The 23,664-nt window shown below is 73.4% G+C and carries 20 protein-coding genes; 9 read left to right on the forward strand and 11 right to left on the reverse strand.

The genetic code is table 11. The features are described 5' to 3' along the window. Positions 1–112: 112 nt before the first annotated feature. On the reverse strand, positions 113–550 hold the full coding sequence (locus tag ACI79H_RS16745; RefSeq protein ID WP_456555543.1) for a hypothetical protein: 438 nt from the start codon (positions 548–550) through the stop codon (positions 113–115). A gap of 223 nt (positions 551–773) precedes the next feature. On the opposite strand from ACI79H_RS16745, the gene ACI79H_RS16750 reads away from it, so the two are divergent. The 3 genes from ACI79H_RS16750 to ACI79H_RS16760 all read left to right on the forward strand — a co-directional run bounded on the left by ACI79H_RS16750 (position 774) and on the right by ACI79H_RS16760 (position 1,982). Further along, positions 774–947: a hypothetical protein gene (locus ACI79H_RS16750; RefSeq protein ID WP_456555544.1), complete on the forward strand. Its 174-nt coding sequence runs from the start codon at positions 774–776 to the stop codon at positions 945–947. A 100-nt stretch (positions 948–1,047) separates the two neighbouring features. Beyond that, the gene (locus tag ACI79H_RS16755; RefSeq protein ID WP_456555545.1) at positions 1,048–1,680 is read left to right on the forward strand and encodes a PilZ domain-containing protein; all 633 of its coding nucleotides are present in this window, start codon (positions 1,048–1,050) and stop codon (positions 1,678–1,680) included. Positions 1,681–1,718: 38 nt separating this feature from the next. After that, positions 1,719–1,982, forward strand: coding sequence for a hypothetical protein (locus ACI79H_RS16760; RefSeq protein WP_456555546.1), 264 nt, complete (start codon positions 1,719–1,721; stop codon positions 1,980–1,982). A 9-nt stretch (positions 1,983–1,991) separates the two neighbouring features. On the opposite strand, the gene ACI79H_RS16765 is transcribed toward ACI79H_RS16760, so the two are convergent. The 3 genes from ACI79H_RS16765 to ACI79H_RS16775 form a co-directional block, all read right to left on the reverse strand. Further along, a complete protein-coding gene (locus ACI79H_RS16765) occupies positions 1,992–3,059 on the reverse strand; it encodes a DNA polymerase domain-containing protein (RefSeq protein WP_456555547.1) in 1,068 nt (355 codons plus the stop codon). Positions 3,060–3,096: 37 nt separating this feature from the next. Continuing rightward, the gene (locus tag ACI79H_RS16770; RefSeq protein WP_456555548.1) at positions 3,097–4,665 is read right to left on the reverse strand and encodes an alpha/beta hydrolase; all 1,569 of its coding nucleotides are present in this window, start codon (positions 4,663–4,665) and stop codon (positions 3,097–3,099) included. 70 nt (positions 4,666–4,735) lie between these two features. Continuing rightward, positions 4,736–5,809 (reverse strand): ATP-dependent DNA ligase, encoded by a 1,074-nt coding sequence (locus ACI79H_RS16775; protein ID WP_456555549.1) that lies wholly within the window; start codon positions 5,807–5,809, stop codon positions 4,736–4,738. A gap of 103 nt (positions 5,810–5,912) precedes the next feature. Between ACI79H_RS16775 and ACI79H_RS16780 the strand changes: the two genes are divergently transcribed. Beyond that, positions 5,913–6,254, forward strand: a complete 342-nt coding sequence (locus ACI79H_RS16780) for a GYD domain-containing protein (protein WP_456555550.1) — start codon at positions 5,913–5,915, stop codon at positions 6,252–6,254. Here the strand turns inward: ACI79H_RS16780 and ACI79H_RS16785 are convergent. The 7 genes from ACI79H_RS16785 to glgX form a co-directional block, all read right to left on the reverse strand. Then, entirely contained in the window at positions 6,251–6,853 is a 603-nt protein-coding gene (locus ACI79H_RS16785) for an NUDIX hydrolase (protein WP_456555551.1), read from the reverse strand. The genes ACI79H_RS16780 and ACI79H_RS16785 overlap by 4 nt on opposite strands. Before the next feature lie 22 nt (positions 6,854–6,875). After that, positions 6,876–7,610, reverse strand: coding sequence for a dihydrofolate reductase family protein (locus ACI79H_RS16790; RefSeq protein WP_456555552.1), 735 nt, complete (start codon positions 7,608–7,610; stop codon positions 6,876–6,878). 1 nt (position 7,611) lies between these two features. Beyond that, positions 7,612–9,366 carry a malto-oligosyltrehalose trehalohydrolase gene (gene treZ, locus ACI79H_RS16795; protein WP_456555553.1) on the reverse strand — a complete coding sequence of 585 codons (1,755 nt, stop codon included), beginning with the start codon at positions 9,364–9,366 and terminating at the stop codon, positions 7,612–7,614. Positions 9,367–9,445: 79 nt separating this feature from the next. Next, positions 9,446–10,189 carry a methyltransferase domain-containing protein gene (locus tag ACI79H_RS16800; protein ID WP_456555554.1) on the reverse strand — a complete coding sequence of 248 codons (744 nt, stop codon included), beginning with the start codon at positions 10,187–10,189 and terminating at the stop codon, positions 9,446–9,448. Positions 10,190–10,226: 37 nt separating this feature from the next. Next, the gene (locus ACI79H_RS16805) at positions 10,227–11,099 is read right to left on the reverse strand and encodes an MOSC domain-containing protein (RefSeq protein WP_456555555.1); all 873 of its coding nucleotides are present in this window, start codon (positions 11,097–11,099) and stop codon (positions 10,227–10,229) included. Positions 11,100–11,198: 99 nt separating this feature from the next. Beyond that, on the reverse strand, positions 11,199–13,583 hold the full coding sequence (gene treY, locus ACI79H_RS16810) for a malto-oligosyltrehalose synthase (RefSeq protein ID WP_456555556.1): 2,385 nt from the start codon (positions 13,581–13,583) through the stop codon (positions 11,199–11,201). Further along, positions 13,580–15,688, reverse strand: coding sequence for a glycogen debranching protein GlgX (gene glgX, locus ACI79H_RS16815; RefSeq protein ID WP_456555557.1), 2,109 nt, complete (start codon positions 15,686–15,688; stop codon positions 13,580–13,582). Before glgX ends, treY begins: the two co-directional genes overlap by 4 nt. A 430-nt stretch (positions 15,689–16,118) precedes the next feature. On the opposite strand from glgX, the gene uvrB reads away from it, so the two are divergent. The 5 genes from uvrB (at position 16,119) to ACI79H_RS16840 (ending at position 23,660) form a co-directional block, all read left to right on the forward strand. Next, a complete protein-coding gene (uvrB, locus tag ACI79H_RS16820; RefSeq protein ID WP_456555558.1) occupies positions 16,119–18,236 on the forward strand; it encodes an excinuclease ABC subunit UvrB in 2,118 nt (705 codons plus the stop codon). A gap of 13 nt (positions 18,237–18,249) precedes the next feature. Continuing rightward, a complete protein-coding gene (locus ACI79H_RS16825; protein WP_456555559.1) occupies positions 18,250–19,737 on the forward strand; it encodes an alpha/beta hydrolase domain-containing protein in 1,488 nt (495 codons plus the stop codon). A 220-nt stretch (positions 19,738–19,957) separates the two neighbouring features. After that, positions 19,958–21,100, forward strand: a complete 1,143-nt coding sequence (locus tag ACI79H_RS16830; RefSeq protein ID WP_456555560.1) for a TerC family protein — start codon at positions 19,958–19,960, stop codon at positions 21,098–21,100. Between the two features lie 98 nt (positions 21,101–21,198). Beyond that, positions 21,199–22,293, forward strand: a complete 1,095-nt coding sequence (locus tag ACI79H_RS16835) for a TerC family protein (protein WP_456555561.1) — start codon at positions 21,199–21,201, stop codon at positions 22,291–22,293. Between the two features lie 44 nt (positions 22,294–22,337). After that, positions 22,338–23,660: an MFS transporter gene (locus ACI79H_RS16840; RefSeq protein WP_456555562.1), complete on the forward strand. Its 1,323-nt coding sequence runs from the start codon at positions 22,338–22,340 to the stop codon at positions 23,658–23,660. Positions 23,661–23,664 lie beyond the last annotated feature (4 nt).

Genomic DNA, 23,664 nt, shown 5'->3' on the forward strand with positions numbered 1-23,664 from the left:
TGAGGTGGTGCATCGGGGTCCTGCCATAGCGCAGGGCCTTCCCGACGGGGGAAAGCCTAGCGGCTGCCCGGCCCGGTCGACCAGGGTTCTGCCGGAGGAGCCGCTCCGGTGATCAGATCGAGCGGCCGCGCCGGTCCGGGAACGGCGGCGCGGCGGGCACCTCGCGGGCGTACGAGGGGCCCACGTAGGTGAAGCCGGCCGACGACTTCGGCGCCGGCCGCACGGCCGGCTCGACCACGACGGGCGCGGGCGGCGGGGGTGGGGTGCCGGGCCGCCACGAGGTGACGCCGATGACCTCCGCGTCGGGCAGCTCCGCCTGCTCGAGCGCGCGCGCCCGGCGCCAGCGCGCCATGGACAGCGCCCAGCGCTCCAGGCCGAGCCGGCCGGCCAGCAGGATCCCGGCCGCCACGGCCAGCACGAGCACCGCGTCGACCAGGGCGGTGGCGAGGTCGAGCGCGTCGACGCCGTCGGGACCGGCGGCCTCGTACTGCCGGGCCACCGCCAGCAGGACGACGAGGAGGGTCCCGTACGCCACGAGCGCGTGCTTCATCCCGCCTCCTCCGCTCCTCCGACGTGCTCCCTTCGTCCAGCGTTGCCCGGTATCGAGCGGGACAGCCGGGTCCGGGGTGCCACCTCACCCCGAGGGGGGACCGAACTGCCCCGCGACGGCGTCTTGCGCATTTCCTGCGGCTGAGCGGCGGAGACCGCGCGGAGCGGTGGTGAGGGTCGGTACCGCCGGACAACCGGCCCGTCCCCCGCCCTGGAGAGCACCGATGCGACCCCCCGCTCCGCCCGCCCGTCCCTCCGACCGCATGCCGCACCTCGTCCCGCTGGCGTCGATCGACGACCTGCACGACGCCGACCTCGACCTGCTGCTGGCCGACCGGCTGGCCGAGTCCGCCGTCGAGCTGCGCGCCGTCGTCGCGTCCCTGGCCGGGCGCATGTAGCCCGCTCCCCGTTTCCGCTCAACATGCCGCCGGGCCCGCCGAAGGAGAGGAGGCGGCTCGGTTGGAGTCGCTACACGGGCATCCACCAGCGGAGGCAGCAATGACCGAGTCCGACGCCAGCCGGCCGTACGAGAGCACCCGGGCCGACGTCACGCTGGTGGCGCGCGGGATCACGGTCACCGCCGCCGTCGACGTCTCCACCGAGTTCACGATCGTGGTCCGCCCGGACGGTGAGGGCACCGCTTGGAAGACCTCGGTCAAGGAGAACGACCCCGTCGAGCTGTACTGGGTCGGCGCGGAGGAGGAGCGCACCCGGCCCGCCAAGGTCATCGAGGTGGAGCCGGGCGAGGAGGTGCGCTGGCACCTCGTGCCCACCGGGCCGGCCGCGCGCAGCCAGCGCCGGAAGGCCGTGCGGGGCCGCGTCGCCCTGCCGGTCTACCTGCCGTGGGCCGACGGCCAGCTGGTCGGCGAGACGGTGGACCTGAGCGAGGCCGGCGTGCGGGTCCTGGTCGACGGGTGGGGCCTCCCGCCGGAGTCCGGCACCCGCCTCGACGTGAACCTGACGCTGGAGTCCGAGGTGCTGGCCCTGCGCGGCGTGGTGGTGCGGCAGCAGGCCAACGGCGGGCGCTGGCTGATCTCGATGAGCCTGCAGGACGTCCCCGAGCGGGCCGGCGACGCGCTGCGCAAGCGGGTCTTCCAGGCGCTGCGCGAAGAGCGGGCGCTGGCCGACTGACGCGGGCCCGGTCGCTGAGCTGCACGAGGGAGACGGTCGTGGAGAGGTACCGGGCGACGACGGCGCTGCCGTTCCTGCACCTGCACGAGGCGACCTCGGCGCTGCGCGAGTCGCTGACCCGGCAGCTGCGCGAGGACGGCATGCCCGGGGCCGACTGGGCGACGTTCCGCGTCCTCGGGCCGGTCGAGGTCTTCGACGCCCACGGCCGCATCGCCTACGAGTACCGCGGCTCGGTCGAGCCGCGCCGGCCGCGGTCGCTGCCCAACATCCGGCCGCGGGACGGCGGCCGACTGCAGGGGTGACCGGCCCGGTCAGGCCTCCCCGGCGACCGGCTTCCTCGCGCGGCTCGGCTGCACGCGCATCGGCTCGCCCGGCATCTTCGGGTAGTCCGGCGGGTAGGGCAGGTCGCCGAGGCCGTCGTCCGCGGCCTGCCGCTCGGCAAGCTCGAGCAGCGGCTCGATGCCGAAGGCGTGGTCGGCCAGCCCGGCGTGCCTGTCGCCGACCTGCCGGAAGCGGTCGGGCATGGTCAGCACGTCGAAGTCGAACGGCGAGACGTCGGGCAGCTCGTCCCAGTCCACCGGCGCCGACACCGGCGCGTGCGCCTTGGGCCGGATGGAGTACGCCGAGGCGATCGTGCGGTCCCGGGCCATCTGGTTGTAGTCGATGAAGATCTTCTCGCCGCGCTCCTCCTTCCACCACGACATCGTCACGCGCTCGGGCAGCCGGCGTTCCAGCTCGCGGCCGAAGGCGATCACCGCCCGGCGGACGTCGGTGAAGGTCCAGCGCGGCTGGATCGGCACGTAGATGTGCACGCCGCGGCCGCCCGAGGTCTTCGGCCAGCCCTCCATGCCGAACTCGTGCAGCAGCTCCCGCACGTGCGGGGCGACCCACACCGCGTCGGAGAAGTCGGTGCCCGGCTGCGGGTCGAGGTCGATGCGGATCTGGTTGGGCTGCTCGACGTCGGTCTTGTCCACCGGCCACGGGTGGAAGGTCAGCGTGCCCAGGTTCGCGCACCAGGCGACGACGGCGACCGAGTCCGGCGCGATCTCGTCGGCGGTCCGGCCGCTGGGGAAGGTGATGTGCGCCGTCGGCACCCATCCGGGGGCGTTCTTGGGCACCCGCTTCTGGTAGAACGCGTCGCCGGTGTTGTCCATGCGGGTGGACAGCCGGGCGCCCTCGAAGACCCCGCCCGGCCAGCGCTCCAGCGTCGTCGGCCGGTCCCGGAGCGCGAACAGGATGCCCTCGCCGACGGCGACGAAGTACTCGACGACGTCGATCTTCCGGATGCCCTTCTCGGCGAAGTACGGCTTCTCCGGGTTGGAGACCCGCACCTCGTGGCCCCCGACGTCGAGGATCACCGCGTCCTTGCTGCTCGCCATCGCTGCGCGTTCCCTCTCCTCGACCGGGGGCCGAGTGTCACGCAGGGCAGGTGAGCCCGTCCAGCGGGACGACCAGGTCGACGAGGTAGGCGTTCACCGCGTCGTTGACGCACTGGTTCTTCGGGTAGGCCGTGTGGCCCTGCCCCTGCCAGGTGAGCAGCACGGCCGAGGTGAGCCGCTCGGCGAGGTCCACGGCCCCCGGCAGCGGCGTCACCGGGTCACCGGAGTTGCCGACGACGAGGATCGGCGCGGCGCCCTCGGCGTCGCGCTCGGGCAGCGGGGTGCGGTCTGCCTCCCACGGCGTGCAGGTGTACAGACCTGCGGCCGCGCCGGCGCCGAACAGCGGGTAGCGGGCGTCCCAGTCGGCGGCGAGCGCGCGCACCTCGTCGCTCTCGATCTCCTCGTCGGTGTCGGCGCAGTTGATGGCCAGGTTGGCGTCGAGCAGGTTGGACCAGGTGCCGTCCTGGAGCCGCCCGGAGTAGCTGTCGGCCAGGGAGAACACACCGGCCGAGTTCCCGCCGCGGGCGGCGGCCAGCGCCTGGGAGAGCTGCGGCCAGGTGCGGGTGTCGTAGAGCGCCGCCGTGATGGCGGTGTGGACGACGCCCGGCGTCGCCTGCCGCGTCTCGCCCTCCTCCGCGCTGGGGATGGGCGCCTGCGAGGCCTGCAGCATCAGCTCGTCGACGAACAGCCGCGGGTCGTCACCGAGCGGGCAGCCGGCGAGCAGGCTCGTGCAGTTCTGCGCGAACGCGTCGAAGCCGGCCTCGAGCCCGGCGGCGCTCGCCTCGGCCGCCGCCCGGCGGTCGGCGTCGGGGTCGACGGCGGCGTCCAGCACCAGGGCGCGGACGCGGTCGGGGAAGAGCTCGGCGTAGGTCGAGCCCAGCGTGGTGCCGTACGAGTAGCCGAGGTAGGTGAGCTGCTCCTCGCCGAGCGCCTCGCGCAGCAGGTCCATGTCGCGGGCGGTGTCGACGGTGTTGAACGCACCCAGCGCGGCCGGGGACTCGTAGCGCTCGGCGCAGCCCTCGGCCACCTCGCGGGCCAGGCCGAAGACGTCGTCGAGCTGCTCGGCGCTGGTCGGCTGCGGCTCGGAGGCGAGCAGGCGTTCCTTGGTCTCGTCCGGGATGCACTCGACGGGGGAGGAGGAGGCCACGCCGCGCGGGTCGAAACCGACCAGGTCGAACCGGCGCAGCACGTCCTCCGGGAGGGTGAGCGCCAGGCCGAGGGCGGCGTCGAGACCCGAGGCGCCCGGCCCGCCGGGGTTGACCACGAGCGAGCCGATCTTCTCGGTCTGGGCGGGGTGCACGGCGCGCACCAGGCGCAGCGGCAGCCGCTCACCGCCGGGCTCGTCGTAGCTGATCGGAACGGTGACCTGGCCGCACTCGAACGACAGTCCGCGCTCGCTGCCCGGCCGGCCGGCGAGCAGCGGCTGCAGCACCTCGTTGCAGTCGGTCCACTCGATCGGTTCCGCCGTCGGCTCGGCCGGGGCGGAGCTGGCGGACGGGGTGGCCTCGTCATCGGTGCCGTCGCCGGAGGTGCAGCCGGCGACCAGGAGGGTCAGCGCGGCGAGCAGGCTGGGGACGACGGCATGCCGACGGTGGTGCGAACGCATGATCACGAGCCTAGGAGGGTCTCGTGCCCCGTGCAGACGATCACCCCCCGCAGGGCCGCCGTCCGGCCGGTCAGGGCGTCTCGAGCACCTCGGCCAGGTCGTAGCGCACCGGCACGTCGAGCTGGTCGTACGTGCAGCTGAGCGGCTCGCGGTCGGGCCGCCAGCGCAGGAACTGACCGGTGTGACGAAGTCGACGGCCCTCCAGCTGGTCGTACTTGATCTCCACGACCAGGTCCGGGCGCAGCGGCACCCAGGAGAGGTCCTTCTTCGCGTTCCACCGGCTGACCGCCCCCGGCATGCGGTTCTCCCCGTTCTCCTGGACCTGGGCGTTGGCCCAGTCCTGCCACGGGTGCCCGTCCAGCGCCTGCGCCCGGTAGGGCTCCAGCTCCTCCACCAGCTCCGCGCGCCGCTTCATCGGGAAGGATGCCGCGACGCCGATGTGCTGCAGCCCGCCCTCGTCGTACAGCCCGAGCAGCAGCGAGCCGACGATCGGCCCGCTCTTGTGCCAGCGGAAGCCCGCGACCACGCAGTCGGCGGTGCGCACGTGCTTGACCTTGGTCATCAGCCGCTGGTCGGGGCCGTAGGGGAGGTCGGCCTGCTTGGCGACCACGCCGTCCAGACCGGCGCCCTCGAACGTGTCGAACCAGCGCTGCGCGGTCGCGGCGTCCCGGGTGATGCCGGTCAGGTAGACCGGGGGCCGGGTGCCGGCCAGCGCCGTCTGCAGCCGCTGCCGCCGCTCGGCGAAGGGCAGCTCGAGCAGCGACTCGTCGCCCAGCGCGAGCAGGTCGAAGGCGACGAAGGACGCCGGGGTCTGCTCGGCGAGCAGCCGCACGCGGGACTCGGCCGGGTGGATGCGCTGCAGCAGGGCCTCGAAGTGCAGCCGGTCGCCGGCCGGGACGACGATCTCGCCGTCCACCACGCAGCGCTCCGGCAGGTGCTGCTTGACCGCCTCGACGACCTCGGGGAAGTAGCGGGTGAGCGGGCGCTCGTTGCGGCTGCCCAGCTCCACCTCGTCGCCGTCCCGGAAGACGATGCAGCGGAAGCCGTCCCACTTGGGCTCGTAGAACAGGCCGTCACCGGTGGGCAGCGTCGTGGCGGCCTTGGCCAGCATCGGCTTCACCGGCGGCAGCAGGGGCAGGTCCATGCCGGTATCCAAGCAGCCCCCGCCCCGGGGCGCGGGGGTCTCGACCGGGTGGGCCGCCGCTCCTAGCCTCGGGGAGCGCGGGGGCCGATCGGGAGGCACGCCGATGCCCATGTACCTGACGCGGTTCCGCTACACCCCGGAGACGTGGGCGATGCTCATCGTCGAGCCCGAGGACCGCCGCCGGGCGGCGTCGGCCTACATCGAGTCGGTCGGCGGCCGGCTGCACGGGTTCTGGTACTCGTTCGGCGAGCACGACGGCGTCACGCTGTGGGAGGCCCCGGACGACGTCGCGATGGCGTCGGTCGTCCTGGCCATCGGCGGGGGAGGGGCGCTCGGTGCGATCGAGACGACGGTGCTGCTCACCGTCGAGGAGACGATCGAGGCCCTGCGCCGGGCGCAGTCCGTCGGCTACCGCCGGCCCGGGGCCCGCGCCGACGACTCCTAGCGCCAGGCGAAGACCGGCTGCTCGTAGCCGGCCACCCGCTCGACCTCGCCCCGGCAGGCGATCCGGCAGAACTGGTGGACCACCGCGGCGGTCGGGGCGTGCACGAAGCCACCCAGCAGGGGCAGCTTGATGACCGGCCCGTCGGACTCCGGGATGGACTCGAACACCGGGTCGACGTCGAGGTCGGTCAGCGGCACCTCGAACACCGCGGCCACCTCCGGCTCGGACCCGGCGAACCCCGTCACCGGACCGGCCCAGCACACCACCGGCGTCATCACGTAGCCCGACCGCGTCACGTAGTCGTCGAGCAGGCCGAGGACCGCTCCCGGACCCAGGTCGACCCCGATCTCCTCGTGCAGCTCGCGCAGCGCGCCCTCGGGCGGGCCCTCGCCGGCGTCGAGCCGGCCGCCGGGCAGCGCCCACTGGCCGGCGTGCGCCCGCAGCCCGGCCGCGCGGCGGGTGATCACCAGCGTCGGGACGCCGTCGGCCTCGGTGACGCAGAGCGCGACCGCCGCCTGCTTGAGCTCCGGCCGGTCGGCGGCCACCCGCGGGAAGCCGGCGATCCGCCCGGCGACGACGTCCCGGTCCAGCGCTGCCATGCCTGCTCCTCGCCGACGATCCTCAGCCGTGGGCGGCGGTCACCCGGTAGCGGGTGAACAGCACGCCCTCCTCCTCCAGCACCTGGCGCAGCTCCAGCGCGACCGGCGAGGGCAGCCCGTCGGGCAGGAGCCGGTGCGCCGCCCCGACCAGGGCCGGCGCGATCGTCAGGTCCAGCTCGTCGACCACCCCGGCGCCCAGCGCCGCGTGCAGCAGCTGCGGGCCACCCTCGCACGTCACCTGCTCCAGGCCCCGGTCGGCCAACGCGGTCACGGCGGCGGGCAGGTCGACGTCGTCGTCACCGCAGAGGAGCACGGTGGCGCCGGCGGCGGCCAGGGCCGCGCGGCGGTCGGGGTCCGCGGCCGCGCAGGTGACCACCAGCGTGCCGGCGTCGGCGGCCAGCGCCGTGGCCGGGTCGAGCGAGGCCTGCCGCGTCACCACCGCGATCGGCAGCGTCGCCGGCCGGCCGAGGGACGCCCGCAGCTCGCCGACCGGGGAGCCGGGCCGCACGGGCCGGTACCCCTCGGTGGTCGCGGTCCCCGCCCCGACCAGGACGACGTCGGCCAGCGCCCGGAGCACGCGGAACACCCGCTCGTCCCCGGGCGAACCGAGCCCGGCACTGCGCCCGTCGACGCTGACCGCGCCGTCCAGCGAGGCGACGAAGTCCATCCGCACCGACCGCCCGGCCGGCAGCCGGTAGGCCTCGGCCAGCGCGGCGTCGTCGAGCTCGCCCGAGGGCGAGGGGTGGAGGCGGCGCACGTCAGCGGGTGCTGAGGACGGCCGCGCTCTCCGCCGGCAGGGTCACGGTGTCCCGGTCGACCGTGGGCAGCTCGCCGGTGGCGAAGAGGACCTCGTCGGCGGGCCGGTCCAGGTCGATCTCCCGGGGCTCCTCCGCCAGGTTGACCACGACCCGCAGGGCGCCGCGGTGCACGACCAGCCAGCGGTCCGCGTCGTCCCACTCGACCTGGACGCCGGCCAGGTCGGGGTCCACCAGGTCGGGGTGCGCGCGGCGCAGCGCGAGCAGCGAGCGGTGCACCGACAGCAGGCGGTCGTGCGGCTCCTGCGACAGCTCGGACCAGTCCAGCTTCGACCGGGTGAAGGTCTCCGGGTCCTGCGGATCGGGGACGACGTCGGCGTCCCACCCGTGCTCGGCGAACTCCCCGATCCGGCCCTCGGCCGTAGCCTTGCCCAGCTCGGGCTCGGGGTGGCTGGTGAAGAACTGCCACGGGGTGGTGGCCCCCCACTCCTCGCCCATGAACAGCATCGGCGTGAACGGGCTGGTCAGCACGATCGTCGCGCCGACGGCCAGCAGCCCGGGGGAGAGGGTGGCCGAGATGCGGTCGCCGACGGCGCGGTTGCCGATCTGGTCGTGGTCCTGCAGGTAGCCGAGGAACTTCCAGCCCGGCAGGGTCGCGGTGTCGACCGGGCGGCCGTGGTGCCGACGCCGGAAGCTCGACCAGGCGCCGTCGTGGAAGAAGGCCCCGGTGAGCACCTTGGCCAGGCCGCCGATGCCGGCCTCGGCGAAGTCGGCGTAGTAGCCCTGGCCCTCGCCGGTCAGCGTGGAGTGCAGGGAGTGGTGGAAGTCGTCGCTCCACTGAGCGGTCAGCCCCAGGCCGCCGGCGACCCGCGGGGTGACCATGCGCGGGTCGTTGAGGTCGCTCTCGGCGATGAGGGTCAGCGGCCGGCCGACGGCGACCGACAACTTGTCCACCTCCTGCGCCATCTCCTCCAGCACGTGCGTGGCCCGCTCGTCGACCAGGGCGTGGACGGCGTCCAGCCGCAGCCCGTCGACGTGCATGTCGCGCAGCCACATGAGCGCGTTGTCGATGACGTACCGGCGCACCTCGTCGGAGTCCGGCCCGGAGAGGTTGATCGAGTTGCCCCAGGTGTTCGCCCCGCCCTCGGCGAAGATCGGGAAGAACTCGGGCAGGTAGTTCCCGGACGGGCCGAGGTGGTTGTAGACGACGTCCTGGATCACGCCGAGCCCCTGCTGGTGGCAGGCGTCGACGAACCGCTGGTAGGCCGCGGGGCCGCCGTACTCCTCCTGCACCGCGTACCAGAGCACGCCGTCGTAGCCCCAGTTGTGCGTGCCGTTGAAGCCGTTGACCGGCAGCAGCTCGACGAAGTCCACGCCGAGGCGGACCAGGTGGCCGAGCCGGCCGATCGCCGCGTCGAGGGTGCCCTCGGGGGTGAAGGTCCCGACGTGCAGCTCGTACACGACGCCGCCGGCCAGCGGACGCCCGGTCCAGGCGCCGTCGCCCCACTCGTAGGAGTCCGGCTCGTACCGGCGGGACAGGCCGTGCACGCCCTCGGGCTGCCGCCGCGAGCGGGGGTCGGGGCGGGGTGTCCCGTTCCCGTCGAGCAGGAAGCCGTAGTCGGCCTCCGGGCCGGCCTCGACGTCGGCGCGCCACCAGCCGTCGTCGTCCCGGGTCATGTCGTGCACGCTGCCGTCGACCTGGATGCGCACCCGTTCCGGCAGCGGTGCCCAGACGGCGAACTCGACGGGTGCGGACATGCGGGGGCCTCCGGGGCGGACGACGGGTGGGGAGCGGTCGGATCATGCCCGGACCGCGGCCGGTCAACCTCCGGCGCGGTCAGAGGTCGACGGCGACCGTGCAGTACCCGACGTCGAGGACGTCGGCCTGCACCAGGTCGGCGTGCGCGCGGTGCCACGCGCCCGAGCGGACGTCGTCCTCGAGGCGGGCCAGCCCGTCGCGCACGGCGTCGGGGTCGGTCGTCGCGAACAGCGACATGCCCGCCCGCACGTCGGGGTCGAGGTAGGCCTCGGGACGGCGCCAGAAGGCGGCGCCGAACCCGTCGACGCAGTCGTGCGGCACCGGCACCGACCGGACGTCGGCCTCGTTCCCGAGGAGTTCGCTCAACCGCGCCACCTGGTGCGCCATGCGCGCGTCGGTCTCCGCCGCCGCGGGCAGGTAGTCGCGCAGCAGCCAGAACTCGGCCATCCGCTCGGGCCACCAGGTGAAGAAGACCGCCCGTCGCCGGGCGACGCGGCGCAGCTCGGCCACCCCGGCCGCGACGTCGCTCCAGTGGTGGACGGTGAGGACGGCGAGCGCCGCGTCGACCGCGTCGTCGGCCAGCGGCAGCGCCTCGGCGACCGCCTGGACGGCCGGCGCGGCGTCCGCGGGGCGCTGGTCGAGCATCACGCGGCTGGGCTCGACCGCCAGCACCGTCACGGGCGGCTCGTACGCGCCCGCGCCGGCGCCGACGTTGACGACGCTGCGCACGTCGCCGAGGGCTTCCCGGATGGCGGCCGCGATCCGCGGATCGGCCTGCCGGGTGCGCCGGTAGGAGCGGCCGATCCGGTCGTACAGCGCCATCGGCGGAGTATGCCGCGACCCGTGCGCGGGGGAGGGGTCAGACCAACGCGACCGGGTCGCCGGTGCGCACCACGCCCTCGCCGGTGACGTCGGCGTAGACGCCGGCGCAGGCCCAGGTGCCCAGGCCGGGGATCTCGCGGCGGTGGTGCCTGGCGACGGTCCGCAGGGTGCCGCGGTCCTCGGGCAGGTCGCCGTGGGCGAGGGTGGTCATCACGCAGCGCATGGTCAGCATGCTCACGCCGGCGCGCGCCGAGTCGCCGAGCGCGACGCTGCGGCCGACCCACTCGTCCTCGGCGAAGCCGGGCTCGGTGCCGCCGACCAGGACGTTGGGGCGGTAGCGCAGCACGTCGAAGTCCCCGCCGTCCCCCAGCTCGGTGAGCCGGTCGAGGGTCGAGCGGGTGAGCAGGTGCAGCGCGGCGAGGTCGAAGAACGTGCCGGGCGGCGCCATGAGGCCCAGGTCGATCGCGCTCACCGGCTCGGACCCCTCGAAGGCGTGCGTCGTGCCCTCGATGAACGACTCCGGCGCGAGCCCCTCGATGTCGGGCCACTGCTCCTCGAACTTGCTGCCGGCCACGGCCTCGCTGGTCAGCCGCACGGGCCGGCCGAGGAGATCGGAGAGCGCGGCGTCCGTGCCCGGCTCGTTGCTGCGCAGCTCGGTGCCCCCGGGCAGCGAGATGGCGACCGGCGGCGCGGGCCGGCCGGCGACCGGCTCGCTGACGAACCGCGCGGACAGCCCCAGCAGGGCGCCCCACTTCCGCGGGTGCTTGGCGCTGGCGACGGTGCCGTCCTCGACGTCGACCAGCGCGTAGGCCCGGTCGCCGAGGACCCCGCGCCCGGTCAGCCGGACCTCCTCGACGCGCTCGCCGAGCAGGGACTTCACCGGGAAGCGGTACAGCGCGTCGATGTGCACGCGCGCATCACACCACGAGACGGCGCACGAGAAGGGCGAGATCGGCGAACTCGCGCGGTTCCGGGCTCCGGAGCGCGCGAGATCGCCGATCTCGTCGGGTCAGTCGCGGACGAGCAGCGCCACCGGCAGCCGGGCGAGCAGCACCTCGGCGGCCAGCCCGGCGGCGTCGGAGACGAACCGCTCGCCGGTGAGCAGGTCCCGCCACGCGCCGGTGGGCAGCTCCAGCGCGGTGCCGCCCCACCCGGTCGCGGCCAGGCCGGCCGGCAGGCGGGTGGCGACGACGACGACGCCGTCCTGGTCCGGGGTGCCCCGGTCGAAGGCGACGACGTGGTCGGCGGCCGGTCCGGACACCTCGACCGGCGCGTACCCGGCGAAGCGCTCCGGGGTGTCCCGCCGGGCCCGCAGCACCCGCGAGGTGACCAGCAGCTTGGCCGCGCCCGTGCCGTCGACGGCCGGCACCGCACCGCCGTCCAGCTCGGCCAGCAGCCGGCGGCGCAGCGCGTAGTCGACCGGACGGCGGTTGTCCGGGTCGACCAGCGAGAGGTCGTGCAGCTCGGTGCCCTGGTAGACGTCGGGGACGCCAGGCATCGTGAGCTGCAGCAGCTTCTGCGTCAGCGAGTTCGCCCAGCCCAGCGGCGCGATGCGGGCGACGAACGCCTCGATCTCCGCGTGCGTCGCGGCGTCGTCGTAGGCGGCGTCGACCAGGGCGTGCAGCTGCGCCTCGAACTCCTCGGAGGGGTCGGTCCACGTCGTCGAGGTGCCCGCCTCGCGCGCGGCCTTCTCCGCGTAGGCGTGCGCCCGCTCCCGCGACAGCGGCCAGGCGCCGACCAGGTTCTGCCACACCAGGTGCGCCAGCGGCCGGTCGGCCAGCGGGTGCCGGTCCAGCCAGCCGCGCACGAGCTGCGCCCACTCGGTGGGCAGCTCCGCGAGCACCGCGAGCCGTGCCCGCACGTCCTCGCTGCGCTTGGTGTCGTGCGTGGACAGGGTGGTCATCGCCTGCGGCTTGACCGCCAGCCGGTGCACCTGCGCGGCGTGGAAGTCCGCGACCGTGCCGCCGAAGTGCGCCGGGTCGCCGCCCACCTCGTTGAGCGCGACGAAGCGGGACCAGCGGTAGTAGGCGCTGTCCTCGACGCCCTTGGCCATGACGGGGCCGCTGGTCTGCTCGAAGCGGGTGGCCGCCTCGGAGCCGGCCTGCGAGAGCACCGGGTACAGGGCGTCGACCGCCGGGACGAGGTCCGGCCGGCGCTCCCGGACGGCGGCGACCGCCTCGTCGAGGTGCACCCGCCCGTCGGGCAGGTAGCTGCGGTAGACGCCGAACGTGGCCAGGAGCTCGGCCAGCGCCTCGGTCTGCTCGGCGCGGCCCACCGCGCCGCCGCCCGGCCCGCCCAGGTCCCCGATGACGCGGACCAGCCGGGCCACCTCGGAGCCGAGCATGCCGTCGGTGACCTCGCGCTTGCAGCTGCGCACGAGCGCGGCGTAGTCGACGGGGCCGCCGGACAGCTCGGTGTCCAGCGCGGTGAGCGCGGGCTCGCCGGCCGGGTCGACCAGCACCCGGTCGACCTCGGTGAGCGCGTCGTAGCCCGTCGTCCCCGCCGTCGCCCAGCTCTCGGGCAGCTCCTCACCGGGCTCGAGGATCTTCTCGACCACGGTCCAGCGCCCCCCGGACGCCGCGGCCAGGCGGTCGAGGTAGCCCTTGGGGTCGGCCAGGCCGTCCGGGTGGTCGATGCGCAGGCCGTCCACGGCGCCGTCGCGGACCAGCTGCAGCACCAGCTCGTGCGTGGCGTCGAAGACCGCGGGGTCCTCGACGCGCAGCCCGGCCAGGGTGTTGATCGCGAAGAAGCGCCGGTAGTTGAGGTCGGAGTCCGCGCGCCGCCAGTCCACGAGCTCGTAGTGCTGGCGGGCGTGCACCTCCTGCGGCGTGCCGCCGCCGGTCCCCGGGGCGATCGGGAAGCGGTTGTCGTAGTAGCGGAGCTCGCCGTCTCCGCTGCCCCCACCCTCCCGGCCGACGACCTCCAGCTCGTCGACGTCGTCCGCCGAGCCGAGCACGGGGATGCGGACCTTGCCGCCGCCGAAGTCCCAGTCGACGTCGAACGCGGCGGCGTGCGCCGAGGCCTGCCCGTGCTGCAGGACGTCCCACCACCACGGCGCCGCGGCCGGGTCGTCGACGCCCATGTGGTTGGGCACCAGGTCGAGCACCAGCCCGAGGCCGTGCTCGTGCAGCGCGGCGACGAACCGGTCGAAGCCGGCCTGCCCGCCGCGGGCCTCGTCGATGTGCGCGTGGTCCACGGTGTCGTAGCCGTGGGTGCTGCCCTCGGCGGAGCGCAGCAGCGGCGAGGAGTAGGCGTGCGTCACGCCGAGGTCGGCCAGGTAGCCGGCCACCTCGGCGGCGTCGTCGAGCCCGAAGCCGGCGTGCACCTGCAGCCGGTAGGTCGCCGCGGGGACGTCCCGGCGACGCTCGCCGCCGGGGTCCTGCGCCGGGCTCACTCCGCCGGCCCGGTGAGGACGACGACGGAGCGGCCCTGGACGGTCACCGTGTCACCCGGCTTGACCTCGACCGGCTCGACCTCGTGCATCTCGGCGGTGTCCAGGACGGTCGTCCAGTTCCGCGAGTAGTCGTCGCTGGGCAGCGTGAACTCGATGGCCTCGGGCGAGGCGTTGTAGGCGAGGTAGAAGTGGTCGTCCTTGACGTACTCGCCGCGCTCGTCCATCTCGCGGATGCCGACGCCGTTGAGGTAGACCGCCAGCGACCTGGCGTGGGCGGCGTCCCAGTCCTCGTCGGCCATCTCCTCGCCGGCGGGGGTGAGCCAGGCGATGTCGGGCACCGGGTCGCCCAGGCCCCGGCGCACCGGACGGCCGTGGAAGAAGCGGCGACGCCGGAACGTCGGGTGGTCGCACCGGAGCCTGGTGACCTTCTTCGTGAACTCGAGCAGGCCCTCGTCGACGTTCTCCCAGTCGATCCAGGTGAGCTCGGAGTCCTGGCAGTAGCCGTTGTTGTTGCCGCCCTGCGAGCGGCCGAGCTCATCGCCGTGCAGCAGCATCGGCACGCCCTGGCTGAGCATCATCGTGGCGATGAAGTTGCGCCGCTGCTGGGCGCGCAGCTGGAGGACCTCGGGATCGTCGGTCCCGCCCTCGACGCCGTGGTTCCAGCTCCGGTTGTGGCTCTCGCCGTCGTTGTTCCCCTCGCCGTTGGCCTCGTTGTGCTTCTCGTTGTAGGAGACCAGGTCGTTGAGGGTGAACCCGTCGTGCGCGGTGACGAAGTTGATGCTCGCCACCGGGCGCCGGCCGGAGTGCTGGTAGAGGTCCGAGGAGCCGGAGATGCGGTCGGCGAACTCGCCGATGGTCCCGCCCTCGCCGCGCCAGAAGTCGCGGACGGTGTCGCGGTACTTGCCGTTCCACTCGGTCCACAGCGCGGGGAAGTTGCCGACCTGGTAGCCGCCGTCACCGATGTCCCAGGGCTCGGCGATCAGCTTGACCTGGCTGACCACCGGGTCCTGGTGCACCAGGTCGAAGAACGCCGAGAGCCGGTCCACCTCGTGGAACTGGCGGGCCAGGGTGGAGGCGAGGTCGAAGCGGAAGCCGTCGACGTGCATCTCGGTGACCCAGTACCGCAGCGAGTCCATGATCAGCTGCAGCGACTGCGGGAGCCGGACGTTGAGCGAGTTCCCGGTGCCCGTGGTGTCCATGTAGTACTGCTCGTCGCCCTCGACCAGCCGGTAGTAGGTCCGGTTGTCGATGCCCTTGAACGACAGCGTCGGGCCCAGGTGGTTGCCCTCGGCGGTGTGGTTGTAGACGACGTCGAGGATGACCTCGATGCCGGCCTCGTGCAGGGCGCGGACCATGCCCTTGAACTCCTGCACCTGCTGGCCGTTGCTCGACTGCGCGTACTCGTTGTGCGGCGCGAAGAAGCCGATCGTGTTGTAGCCCCAGTAGTTGCGCAGGCCCTTCTGCAGCAGCGTGTCGTCCTGCACGAACTGGTGCACGGGCATGAGCTCGATCGCGGTGATGCCCAGGTCGGTGAGGTGCTCGATGGTCGCCGGGTGCGCGACGCCGGCGTAGGTGCCGCGCAGCTCCTCGGGGATGCGCGGATTGGTCATCGTCAGGCCCTTGACGTGGGCCTCGTAGATGACCGTCTTGTTGTAGGGGATGCGCGGCGGGCGGTCCACGCCCCAGTCGAAGTACGGGTTGACGACGACGGACTTCGGCATGTGCGCGGCGGAGTCGTCGTCGTTGCGCTCCTTGGTCTCGAAGTCGTAGCCGAAGACCGAGGGGTCCCAGTCGATCTGGCCGTCGATCGCCTTGGCGTATGGGTCCAGCAGCAGCTTGCTCGGGTTGCAGCGCAGTCCCTGCGCGGGGTCGTGCGGGCCGTGGACCCGGAAGCCGTACTTCTGGCCGGGGTGGATGCCCGGGAGGAAGGCGTGCCAGACGAAGCCGTCCATCTCCGGCAGCCGGATGCGCTCCTCGTTGCCCTCGTCGTCGAAGAGGCAGAGCTCGACCTTGTCGGCGACCTCGCTGAAGATCGCGAAGTTGGTGCCGGTGCCGTCGTAGGTGGCCCCGAGGGGGTAGGCGCTGCCGGGCCATACCTGGGTCATGGACTGGTTCCTCCTGCTGGGTGCCCACACGGGGCTGGGCCTCTCTCCAGGGCTGCGGAGGAGGCCGGGACGGGGCGACCGTGGGTCCGTGCCCTCCCGGGGGCCCCCGCACACCTGGGATCGGTGTGACCTGCCCGGCTCCGGAAGGGGATCGGGCGCCCGGTCGCGGACGCACGACGGCGCCCCCGCGGAGGTCCGCGGGGGCGCCGTGCGCCGGGCGGCGGGGCCGACCTCGCCCGGAGGATCCGGGTGGCGCTGGCCCCGGGGCCGCACCTGCGAGCCGGGACGCTAGGGCGACGCCCGCGCCGCCCGCAAGTACCTGCCGCGGGACCGTCCCGTCCGCCCCACCGCCCCCGGCGGGGCGCCTGAGCAGGGCGTCGCGGGAGCGCGACCCGGCGTTCTGTCGCACCCCCGTCGTACCGTCGTCCCCGTGCGCACGACCTCCGACATCAGGCCCACGCAGGGCCGCTTCCGCGTCGTCAGCGAGTTCGAGCCGGCGGGTGACCAGCCGGCTGCGATCAAGGCGCTCGCGGAGCGGGTGAACTCGGGTGCGCAGGACACGGTCCTGCTGGGTGCCACCGGTACCGGCAAGTCGGCGACGACGGCCTGGCTGATCGAGCAGGTGCAGCGCCCGACGCTGGTGATGGCGCCGAACAAGACGCTGGCCGCGCAGCTGGCCAACGAGTTCAAGGAGCTGCTGCCCGACGCCGCGGTGGAGTACTTCGTCTCCTACTACGACTACTACCAGCCCGAGGCGTACGTCCCGCAGACCGATACGTACATCGAGAAGGACTCCTCGATCAACGAGGAGGTCGAGCGGCTGCGCCACTCCGCCACCAACAGCCTGCTCACCCGGCGCGACGTCGTGGTGGTGTCCACGGTCTCCTGCATCTACGGCCTGGGCACCCCGCAGGAGTACGTGGAGCGCGCGCTCAAGATCCGGACCGGCGAGGAGCGCGACCGGGACGAGCTGCTGCGCACCCTGGTCACCGAGCAGTACACCCGCAACGACCTCTCCTTCACCCGCGGCACCTTCCGGGTGCGGGGCGACACGATCGAGGTCTTCCCGGTGTACGAGGAGCTCGCCGTCCGCATCGAGATGTTCGGCGACGAGGTGGAGCGGCTGTACTACCTGCACCCGCTCACCGGTGAGGTGGTGCGCGAGGTCGACGAGCTGTTCGTCTTCCCGGCCAGCCACTACGTCGCCGGGCCCGACCGCATGGAGCGGGCGATCCGCAGCATCGAGGCCGAGCTCGAGACCCGGCTCGCCGAGCTGGAGCGGCAGGGCAAGCTGCTCGAGGCGCAGCGGCTGCGCATGCGCACGACCTACGACATCGAGATGATGCGCCAGGTCGGGTTCTGCTCCGGCATCGAGAACTACTCGCGGCACATCGACGGTCGCGCGCCCGGCAGCGCCGGCGCCTGCCTCATCGACTACTTCCCGGACGACTTCCTGCTGGTCGTCGACGAGTCGCACGTGACGGTGCCGCAGATCGGCGGCATGTACGAGGGCGACATGAGCCGCAAGCGCACGCTGGTCGAGCACGGCTTCCGGCTCCCGTCCGCGATGGACAACCGCCCGCTGAAGTGGGAGGAGTTCACCGACCGGATCCACCAGAGCGTCTACCTCTCCGCGACCCCGGGCGACTACGAGCTGGGCAAGGTCCAGGGCGACGTCGTCGAGCAGGTCATCCGGCCCACCGGGCTGATCGACCCCGAGGTGGTCGTGAAGCCGACCAAGGGCCAGATCGACGACCTGGTCCACGAGATCCGGCTCCGCACCGAGAAGGACGAGCGGATCCTGGTCACCACGCTGACCAAGAAGATGGCCGAGGACCTCACCGACTACCTGCTCGAGCTCGGCATCAAGGTCCGGTACCTGCACTCCGAGGTGGACACGCTGCGCCGCGTCGAGCTGCTGCGCGAGCTGCGCCAGGGCGAGTACGACGTGCTGGTCGGCATCAACCTGCTGCGCGAGGGCCTCGACCTGCCCGAGGTGTCGCTGGTCGCGATCCTCGACGCCGACAAGGAGGGCTTCCTCCGCTCGGGCAAGTCGCTGATCCAGACGATCGGCCGCGCGGCCCGCAACGTGTCGGGCCAGGTGCACATGTACGCCGACACGATCACGCCCTCGATGGCCCAGGCCATCGACGAGACGAACCGGCGGCGCGAGAAGCAGATCGCCTACAACACCGAGCACGGTGTGGACCCGCAGCCGCTGCGCAAGAAGATCGTCGACATCCTCGACGGCATCTACAAGGCGGCGGAGGACGCCGAGGCGGCGACCGAGATGCTCGGCGGCTCGGGGCGTCAGCAGTCGCGCGGGAAGGCCCCGGTCCCCGGCCTATCGTCCAAGTCCAAGGTCAAGGCCGGCTCGATCGACGTGCAGGGCCTGCCTCGCGCCGAGCTGGCCGACATGATCCAGACGATGAACGAGCAGATGCTGTCCGCTGCCCGGGAGCTGCAGTTCGAGGTCGCAGCCCGGCTGCGCGACGAGCTGACCGAGCTCAAGAAGGAACTCCGCCAGTTCGACGCAGCGCACGCCTGACCGGGGAGCCCGCATGACCCGCACCGCCGGCTCCCGGCCCTCCGACGACCGCACCGCGACGGCGGGGGAGGAGCCGGCGTCGGCCGTCGTCCGCGTCGAGGCCGGCACCGCCACCATCGAGCTGGGCGGGCGGAGGTGGCAGCGGACCTCCGGCACGCTGCACGGCGTCGTCGGTCCGGGGGAGGCGGTGGCCGGCCTGACCGGGTTGCCCGCCGACGAACAGGGCCGCCACGCCTGGAGCGCGGAGTTCGAGGTCCTCGCGCCCGGCGGTGCGGGCGACCTGGTCCTCGTCGACGTGGAGAACCGCGGCCGTCCGGCCACGCTGCTCTCCCTGGAGCAGTTCGCCCTCGGCTCGGCCGACGTCACGCCGACCGGCGCGGTGTACCCGGCAGGACGCGGGACCGGCTTCCTCGGCGAGCTCGACCTCGGCTACGCCCGGGTGCAGTGGGAGGCCGGGATCGCCGCCGGCGTCCCGGTGACCGCCCAGGGGGTGGGCCAGGTGGTGCTGCGCGAGTTCGGTCGGCTGCTCACCGGGGCCGCGGACGGCGCCGGCACCCCCGGCGCGGACGCCGTCCCCCGCTTCGGGACGGCCCTGCTGTCCGGCATCAGCCAGAGCGCCTGGTTCGTCACCACGTTCCTCGCCGAGGGCGTCAACGTCGACCCGGTCTCGGGCGCCGGGGTCTACGCCGCCGCGCTCACCGTCTCCGGCACCGGCAACTGGCTGGCGGTCAACCAGCTGGCGGGGGAGGAGCAGCAGCGGCCCTACCTGCTGCCGGACGGCGTACCGCTGCCCTACGAGCGGATCCTCACCCGGCCGGAGAGCGATCCGCTGTACGTCGACGTCGCCACCTACACCGACTACTACCGCCTCCGGGCGAGCGTCACCGCGCACGCCGACCGCACGCACGGCGCCCTCCGGTACGACTGGCCCGCCCCGCACGCCGGCCCCGCCTATCCCGACGCCCTGGTGTTCGGCGCTCTCGGCTGCAACGGCGGCGTCGAGGTGCCCCGCAACCCCATCGCCTACGACGCCCACCTGCGCACGCTGGTCGCAGGCATCGCCGACCTCGTCCGGCTGCCGGCGTCCGGGGGGACCGCGCTGCCGCCCGACGCCGTCTTCGACCTGGTCCCGCCCGCTCCGGATGCGGACGTGAACGCGCTGCCCGGGGTGCCGCTGCTCGTCCCAGCCGTCGACGACGACACGGCCCAACCGCTCGGCGGGGTGCGGTTCCCCGACGCCGTCGTCCCGCTCGGGCGTCCCGTGCCGGTCGCGCTCGGGCCGGTCGGCACCGCGTCGATCACCGACGTCTGCGGCAACTGGGGCGGGTGGCAGCCGTTCACCGCCCAGGAGCTGCGCCAGCGGTACGGCGACGTCGAGGGCTACCTGGCGCGGTACGCCGCCGCCGTCGACGAGCAGATCGGGGCGGGGTACCTCCGGCCCGCCGAGCGGGCACGGCTCCTGGACCGCGCCCGCGCTGCCTTCGTCGCGGCCGGGGACTGACCGTCCGCAGAAATTCTCCGCCGCCGGGAACTCGACCCGGACCGGCTGCGTTGTGCACGACGGGCACCCCCTGCGGTGTGCCCGTGGAGGGGAGTATCCCCGCGCGGTGAGGTCGTCAGTACGGGGTCCCATGACCCCCGGCCCGCCGGCCGGCCGCCTCGCGGGGCACGGTGGGAGAGACCTCCGGTACTGACGCGTCGCCAGTCATCGGAGGAAGCTGTTGGACGTCCCCTTCTGGGTCTGGGCAGTCACGGTCGGCGCGATCGTGGGCATGCTCCTGTTCGACTTCTACGGCCACGTGCGCACGCCGCACGCGCCCTCGCTGCGCGAGTCCGCCACCTGGTCGGCCGTCTACGTCGCGATCGCCGTCGTCTTCGGCCTGCTCGTGCTGATCTTCGCCGGCGGCACGTTCGGCGGTGAGTACTTCGCGGGCTACATCACCGAGAAGAGCCTGTCGGTCGACAACCTCTTCGTCTTCGTGCTGATCATGGCCAGCTTCGCGGTGCCGCGGGAGCTGCAGCAGAAGGTGCTGCTGTTCGGCATCGCCTTCGCCCTCGTGCTGCGCACCGTCTTCATCTTCATCGGTGCGGCGGCCATCGAGAACTTCAGCTGGGTCTTCTACGTCTTCGGCGGCTTCCTCGTCTACACGGCGTGGGCCCAGGCGCGCAGCGGTGGGCACGACGACAGCGAGGAGTTCAAGGAGAACTTCTTCCTGCGGCTCACCCGCCGCGCCGTCCCGACCACCGAGGAGTACCACGGCGACAAGATGCTGACCAAGGTCGACGGCAAGCGGCACATCACGCCGCTGGCCATCGCGCTGGTCGCCATCGGCAGCGCCGACATACTCTTCGCCGTCGACTCGATCCCGGCCATCTTCGGCCTGACGCAGGAGACCTACCTGGTCTTCGCCGCCAACGCGTTCGCGCTGCTCGGCCTGCGCCAGCTGTTCTTCCTCATCGACGGACTGCTCGACCGGCTGGTCTACCTGGCCTACGGCCTGGCCGTCATCCTGGGCTTCATCGGGGCCAAGCTGCTCATCCACGCCCTGCACACCAACGAGCTGCCGTTCATCAACGGCGGCGAGCACGTCACCGCGATCCCGGAGATCCCCACCTGGCTCTCGCTGTCGGTCATCCTCGTGACCCTGCTGGTGACGACGCTGGCCAGCCTCGCGAAGAACAAGCGGGACCGGGCGCAGGGCTACACCAGCCCCACGGACGCGACCGACCCGGGTGCCGACGACGGCGAGCGGCTCGTCGCTGCCCCCGGCGACCGCGAGGAGGGGGCCACCGGCCGGGCCGACGGGCCGCCCCAGCCGGCGTCCGCGCCGGTCTCGGGCCAGGACGCCACGCGGGGCGACTGAGGCACGGGGGAGCCGGCGGGCAGCCCTGACCTGGGCGCTTCCGCCGGCTCCCCACCCCGCCGGGCGGGTCGCCCCGGGACCTCGTAGCGTTCCCGCCCGTGGAGATCCCCGTCTGGTTCGAGGTCGCGACGTTCGTCGGCCTCTCGCTGTTGCTGCTCGCCGACCTCGCGATCGTGGCCCGTCGCCCGCACGAGCCCTCGGTCAAGGAAGCCGGCATCTGGGTCGGCTTCTACGTGGGTCTGGCGTTGCTGTTCGGGCTGGTCATCCTGGCCGTCACCGACGGGCAGTTCGCGACCGAGTTCTACGCGGGCTGGCTGACCGAGTACTCGCTGTCGGTCGACAACCTCTTCGTCTTCGTGATCATCATGGCCCGCTTCCAGGTGCCGCGGCACCTGCAGCAGGAAGCGCTCATGGTGGGCATCATCATCGCGCTCGTGCTGCGCGGGATCTTCATCCTGCTGGGCGCCGCGGTGATCGAGCGCTTCACCTGGGTCTTCTACATCTTCGGTGCCTTCCTCGTGTACACCGCGATCAACCTGGTCCGGCACCGCGGCGAGGACGAGGACTACGAGGAGAACGCGTTCATCCGGCGCATGCGCAAGGTGCTGCCGATGACGCAGGACTACCAGGGCGCCAAGATCCGGGTCACCGAGAACGGCAAGAAGCTCTGGACCCCGATGATCATCGTCTTCCTGGCGCTCGGGACGACCGACCTGCTCTTCGCGCTGGACAGCATCCCGGCGATCTTCGGGCTCACCAAGGAGCCCTTCATCGTCTTCACCGCCAACGTGTTCGCGCTCATGGGCCTGCGCCAGCTGTACTTCCTGCTCGGCGGGCTGCTCAAGCGGTTGGTCTACCTCTCGGTCGGCCTCGCGGTCATCCTCGCGTTCATCGGCGTCAAGCTGGTGATGGAGGCGCTGCACACCAACGAGCTGCCCTTCATCAACGGCGGCGAGCACATCGAGGCGGTGCCCGAGATCCCGATCTGGCTGTCGCTCACGATCATCCTGGGGGTGCTGCTCGTCGCGACGATCGCCAGCCTGCTGCGGACCCGCGGTCAGCTGGCCACTCCGGGCGCCCCGGACGTCGACCACGGGACGGCGCGCTCGGTGCCCACCGGCGGGCCCGAGGCCGCGGCGGCGGCCGAGGCCCGCCTCGCCGACGAGCCGGACGAGGAATCCGCCCGCCGCTGACGGTGGGCGGAACAGACGCCGGCTCCCGCGGGTTGGCGCCGTGCGTGGGTGAGGAGACCGACGCCGGCCGGGTCGCGCTGCTGGTGGGGCTGCTCTTCGGCCTCGCCGGGATGGGCAGCGCGGCCGTGGCCGTCACCCTCCCCGCGATCGCGGCGGACCTCGACCTCACCACCGGCGGCGTCTCCTGGGTCATCAGCCTCTACGCGCTGATGCTGGCGGTGGCGACGGCCGTATACGGGCGGGTCGCCGACCTCGCCGGCATCCGGCTGCCCCTCCTCGTGGGCACCGGCCTGATGGCCGGCAGCGCCGTGCTCGGCTGCTTCGCGCCCGGCATCGAGGTGCTGCTCGGCGCCCGGCTGCTGCAGGGCACCGGTGCGGCCGCGGTGCCCGTGCTCGGGATGGCGATCGTCAGCGCCCGCTACGACGGCGCCGTCCGGACGGCTGCCCTGGGCAAGGTGGCCGGGACCGCCGCCGCGGTGAGCGCGCTCGGCCCGCTCGCGGGCGGCCTCGTCGCCGACCTGGCGGGGTGGCGTGCGGTCGTCGCCCTGCCCGCCCTCGGGCTCCTGGTCATCCCCGCGCTGTGGCGTGCGCTGCCGACCGAGGGGACCGGCGCGCGCCTCGACGTCCTGGGGGCGGTGCTCGTCGCGGCCACGGCCGCCGGCCTGGTGCTGCTCGTGCAGTCGCCCGCCTCGGGGGTCCTGGTCGCGACGGCCGGCGCCCTGCTGGTCGCCCTGGGCGTCCCCGCGGTGGCGGCGCAGGTGCGCCGCCGGCCGGAGGGCTTCCTCCCGAGGTCGGTGATCCGGGAACCCGTCGTCGTCCGCAGCGCCCTGGCCGCCTCGGCGGTGCCGGCGGCCTGGTTCGCCCTGCTGATCGCCGTCCCGGCCGTGCTGGCCGCGCGCGGCTGGACGCCGCTGCAGGTCGGGCTGGCGCTGGTGCCCAGCGCCGTCACCGGGTTCCTCGCCCCGCGGCTGGCCGGTCCGCTGCTGGCCCGGCTCGGTCCGGTGCGGTCGCTGATGACCTCCGACGCGACCGCCGCGCTGGCCCTGGCGGTCGCCGCGCTGGGCGCGGCCACGAGCTCCGCGGTGGTCCTCGTGCTGGCCGTGGTCCTGGTGACGCTGGCGTTCGGGCTCGGCCAGCCCGCGCTGATGGCCGCCGTGGGCGACGCCGTCCCGGCCGACGTCCGCGGAGTGGCCCTCGGCATCGCGACGCTGGTCTTCCTGGTCGGCGGGGGCGTGGGCTCCGCCGTCGTCGGCGGCATCGGGGAGGTGCTCGGCATCGACCGCAGCCTGCTGCTGCTCGCCGCCCTGCCGCTGCTCGGCGGCCTGGCGCTCATCGGCACCGCCCGCACGGCGCGCATCGCCTCCTGACCCC

The sequence above is a fragment of the Blastococcus sp. SYSU D01042 genome (assembly GCF_054050515.1).

Coding starts and splice junctions, on each gene's coding strand:
- ACI79H_RS16745 (WP_456555543.1), bottom strand. CDS start 550: ATGAAGCACGCGCTCGTGGCGTACGGGACCCTCCTCGTCGTCCTGCTG.
- ACI79H_RS16750 (WP_456555544.1), top strand. CDS start 774: ATGCGACCCCCCGCTCCGCCCGCCCGTCCCTCCGACCGCATGCCGCAC.
- ACI79H_RS16755 (WP_456555545.1), top strand. CDS start 1,048: ATGACCGAGTCCGACGCCAGCCGGCCGTACGAGAGCACCCGGGCCGAC.
- ACI79H_RS16765 (WP_456555547.1), bottom strand. CDS start 3,059: ATGGCGAGCAGCAAGGACGCGGTGATCCTCGACGTCGGGGGCCACGAG.
- ACI79H_RS16770 (WP_456555548.1), bottom strand. CDS start 4,665: ATGCGTTCGCACCACCGTCGGCATGCCGTCGTCCCCAGCCTGCTCGCC.
- ACI79H_RS16775 (WP_456555549.1), bottom strand. CDS start 5,809: ATGGACCTGCCCCTGCTGCCGCCGGTGAAGCCGATGCTGGCCAAGGCC.
- ACI79H_RS16780 (WP_456555550.1), top strand. CDS start 5,913: ATGCCCATGTACCTGACGCGGTTCCGCTACACCCCGGAGACGTGGGCG.
- ACI79H_RS16785 (WP_456555551.1), bottom strand. CDS start 6,853: ATGGCAGCGCTGGACCGGGACGTCGTCGCCGGGCGGATCGCCGGCTTC.
- treZ (WP_456555553.1), bottom strand. CDS start 9,366: ATGTCCGCACCCGTCGAGTTCGCCGTCTGGGCACCGCTGCCGGAACGG.
- ACI79H_RS16800 (WP_456555554.1), bottom strand. CDS start 10,189: ATGGCGCTGTACGACCGGATCGGCCGCTCCTACCGGCGCACCCGGCAG.
- glgX (WP_456555557.1), bottom strand. CDS start 15,688: ATGACCCAGGTATGGCCCGGCAGCGCCTACCCCCTCGGGGCCACCTAC.
- ACI79H_RS16825 (WP_456555559.1), top strand. CDS start 18,250: ATGACCCGCACCGCCGGCTCCCGGCCCTCCGACGACCGCACCGCGACG.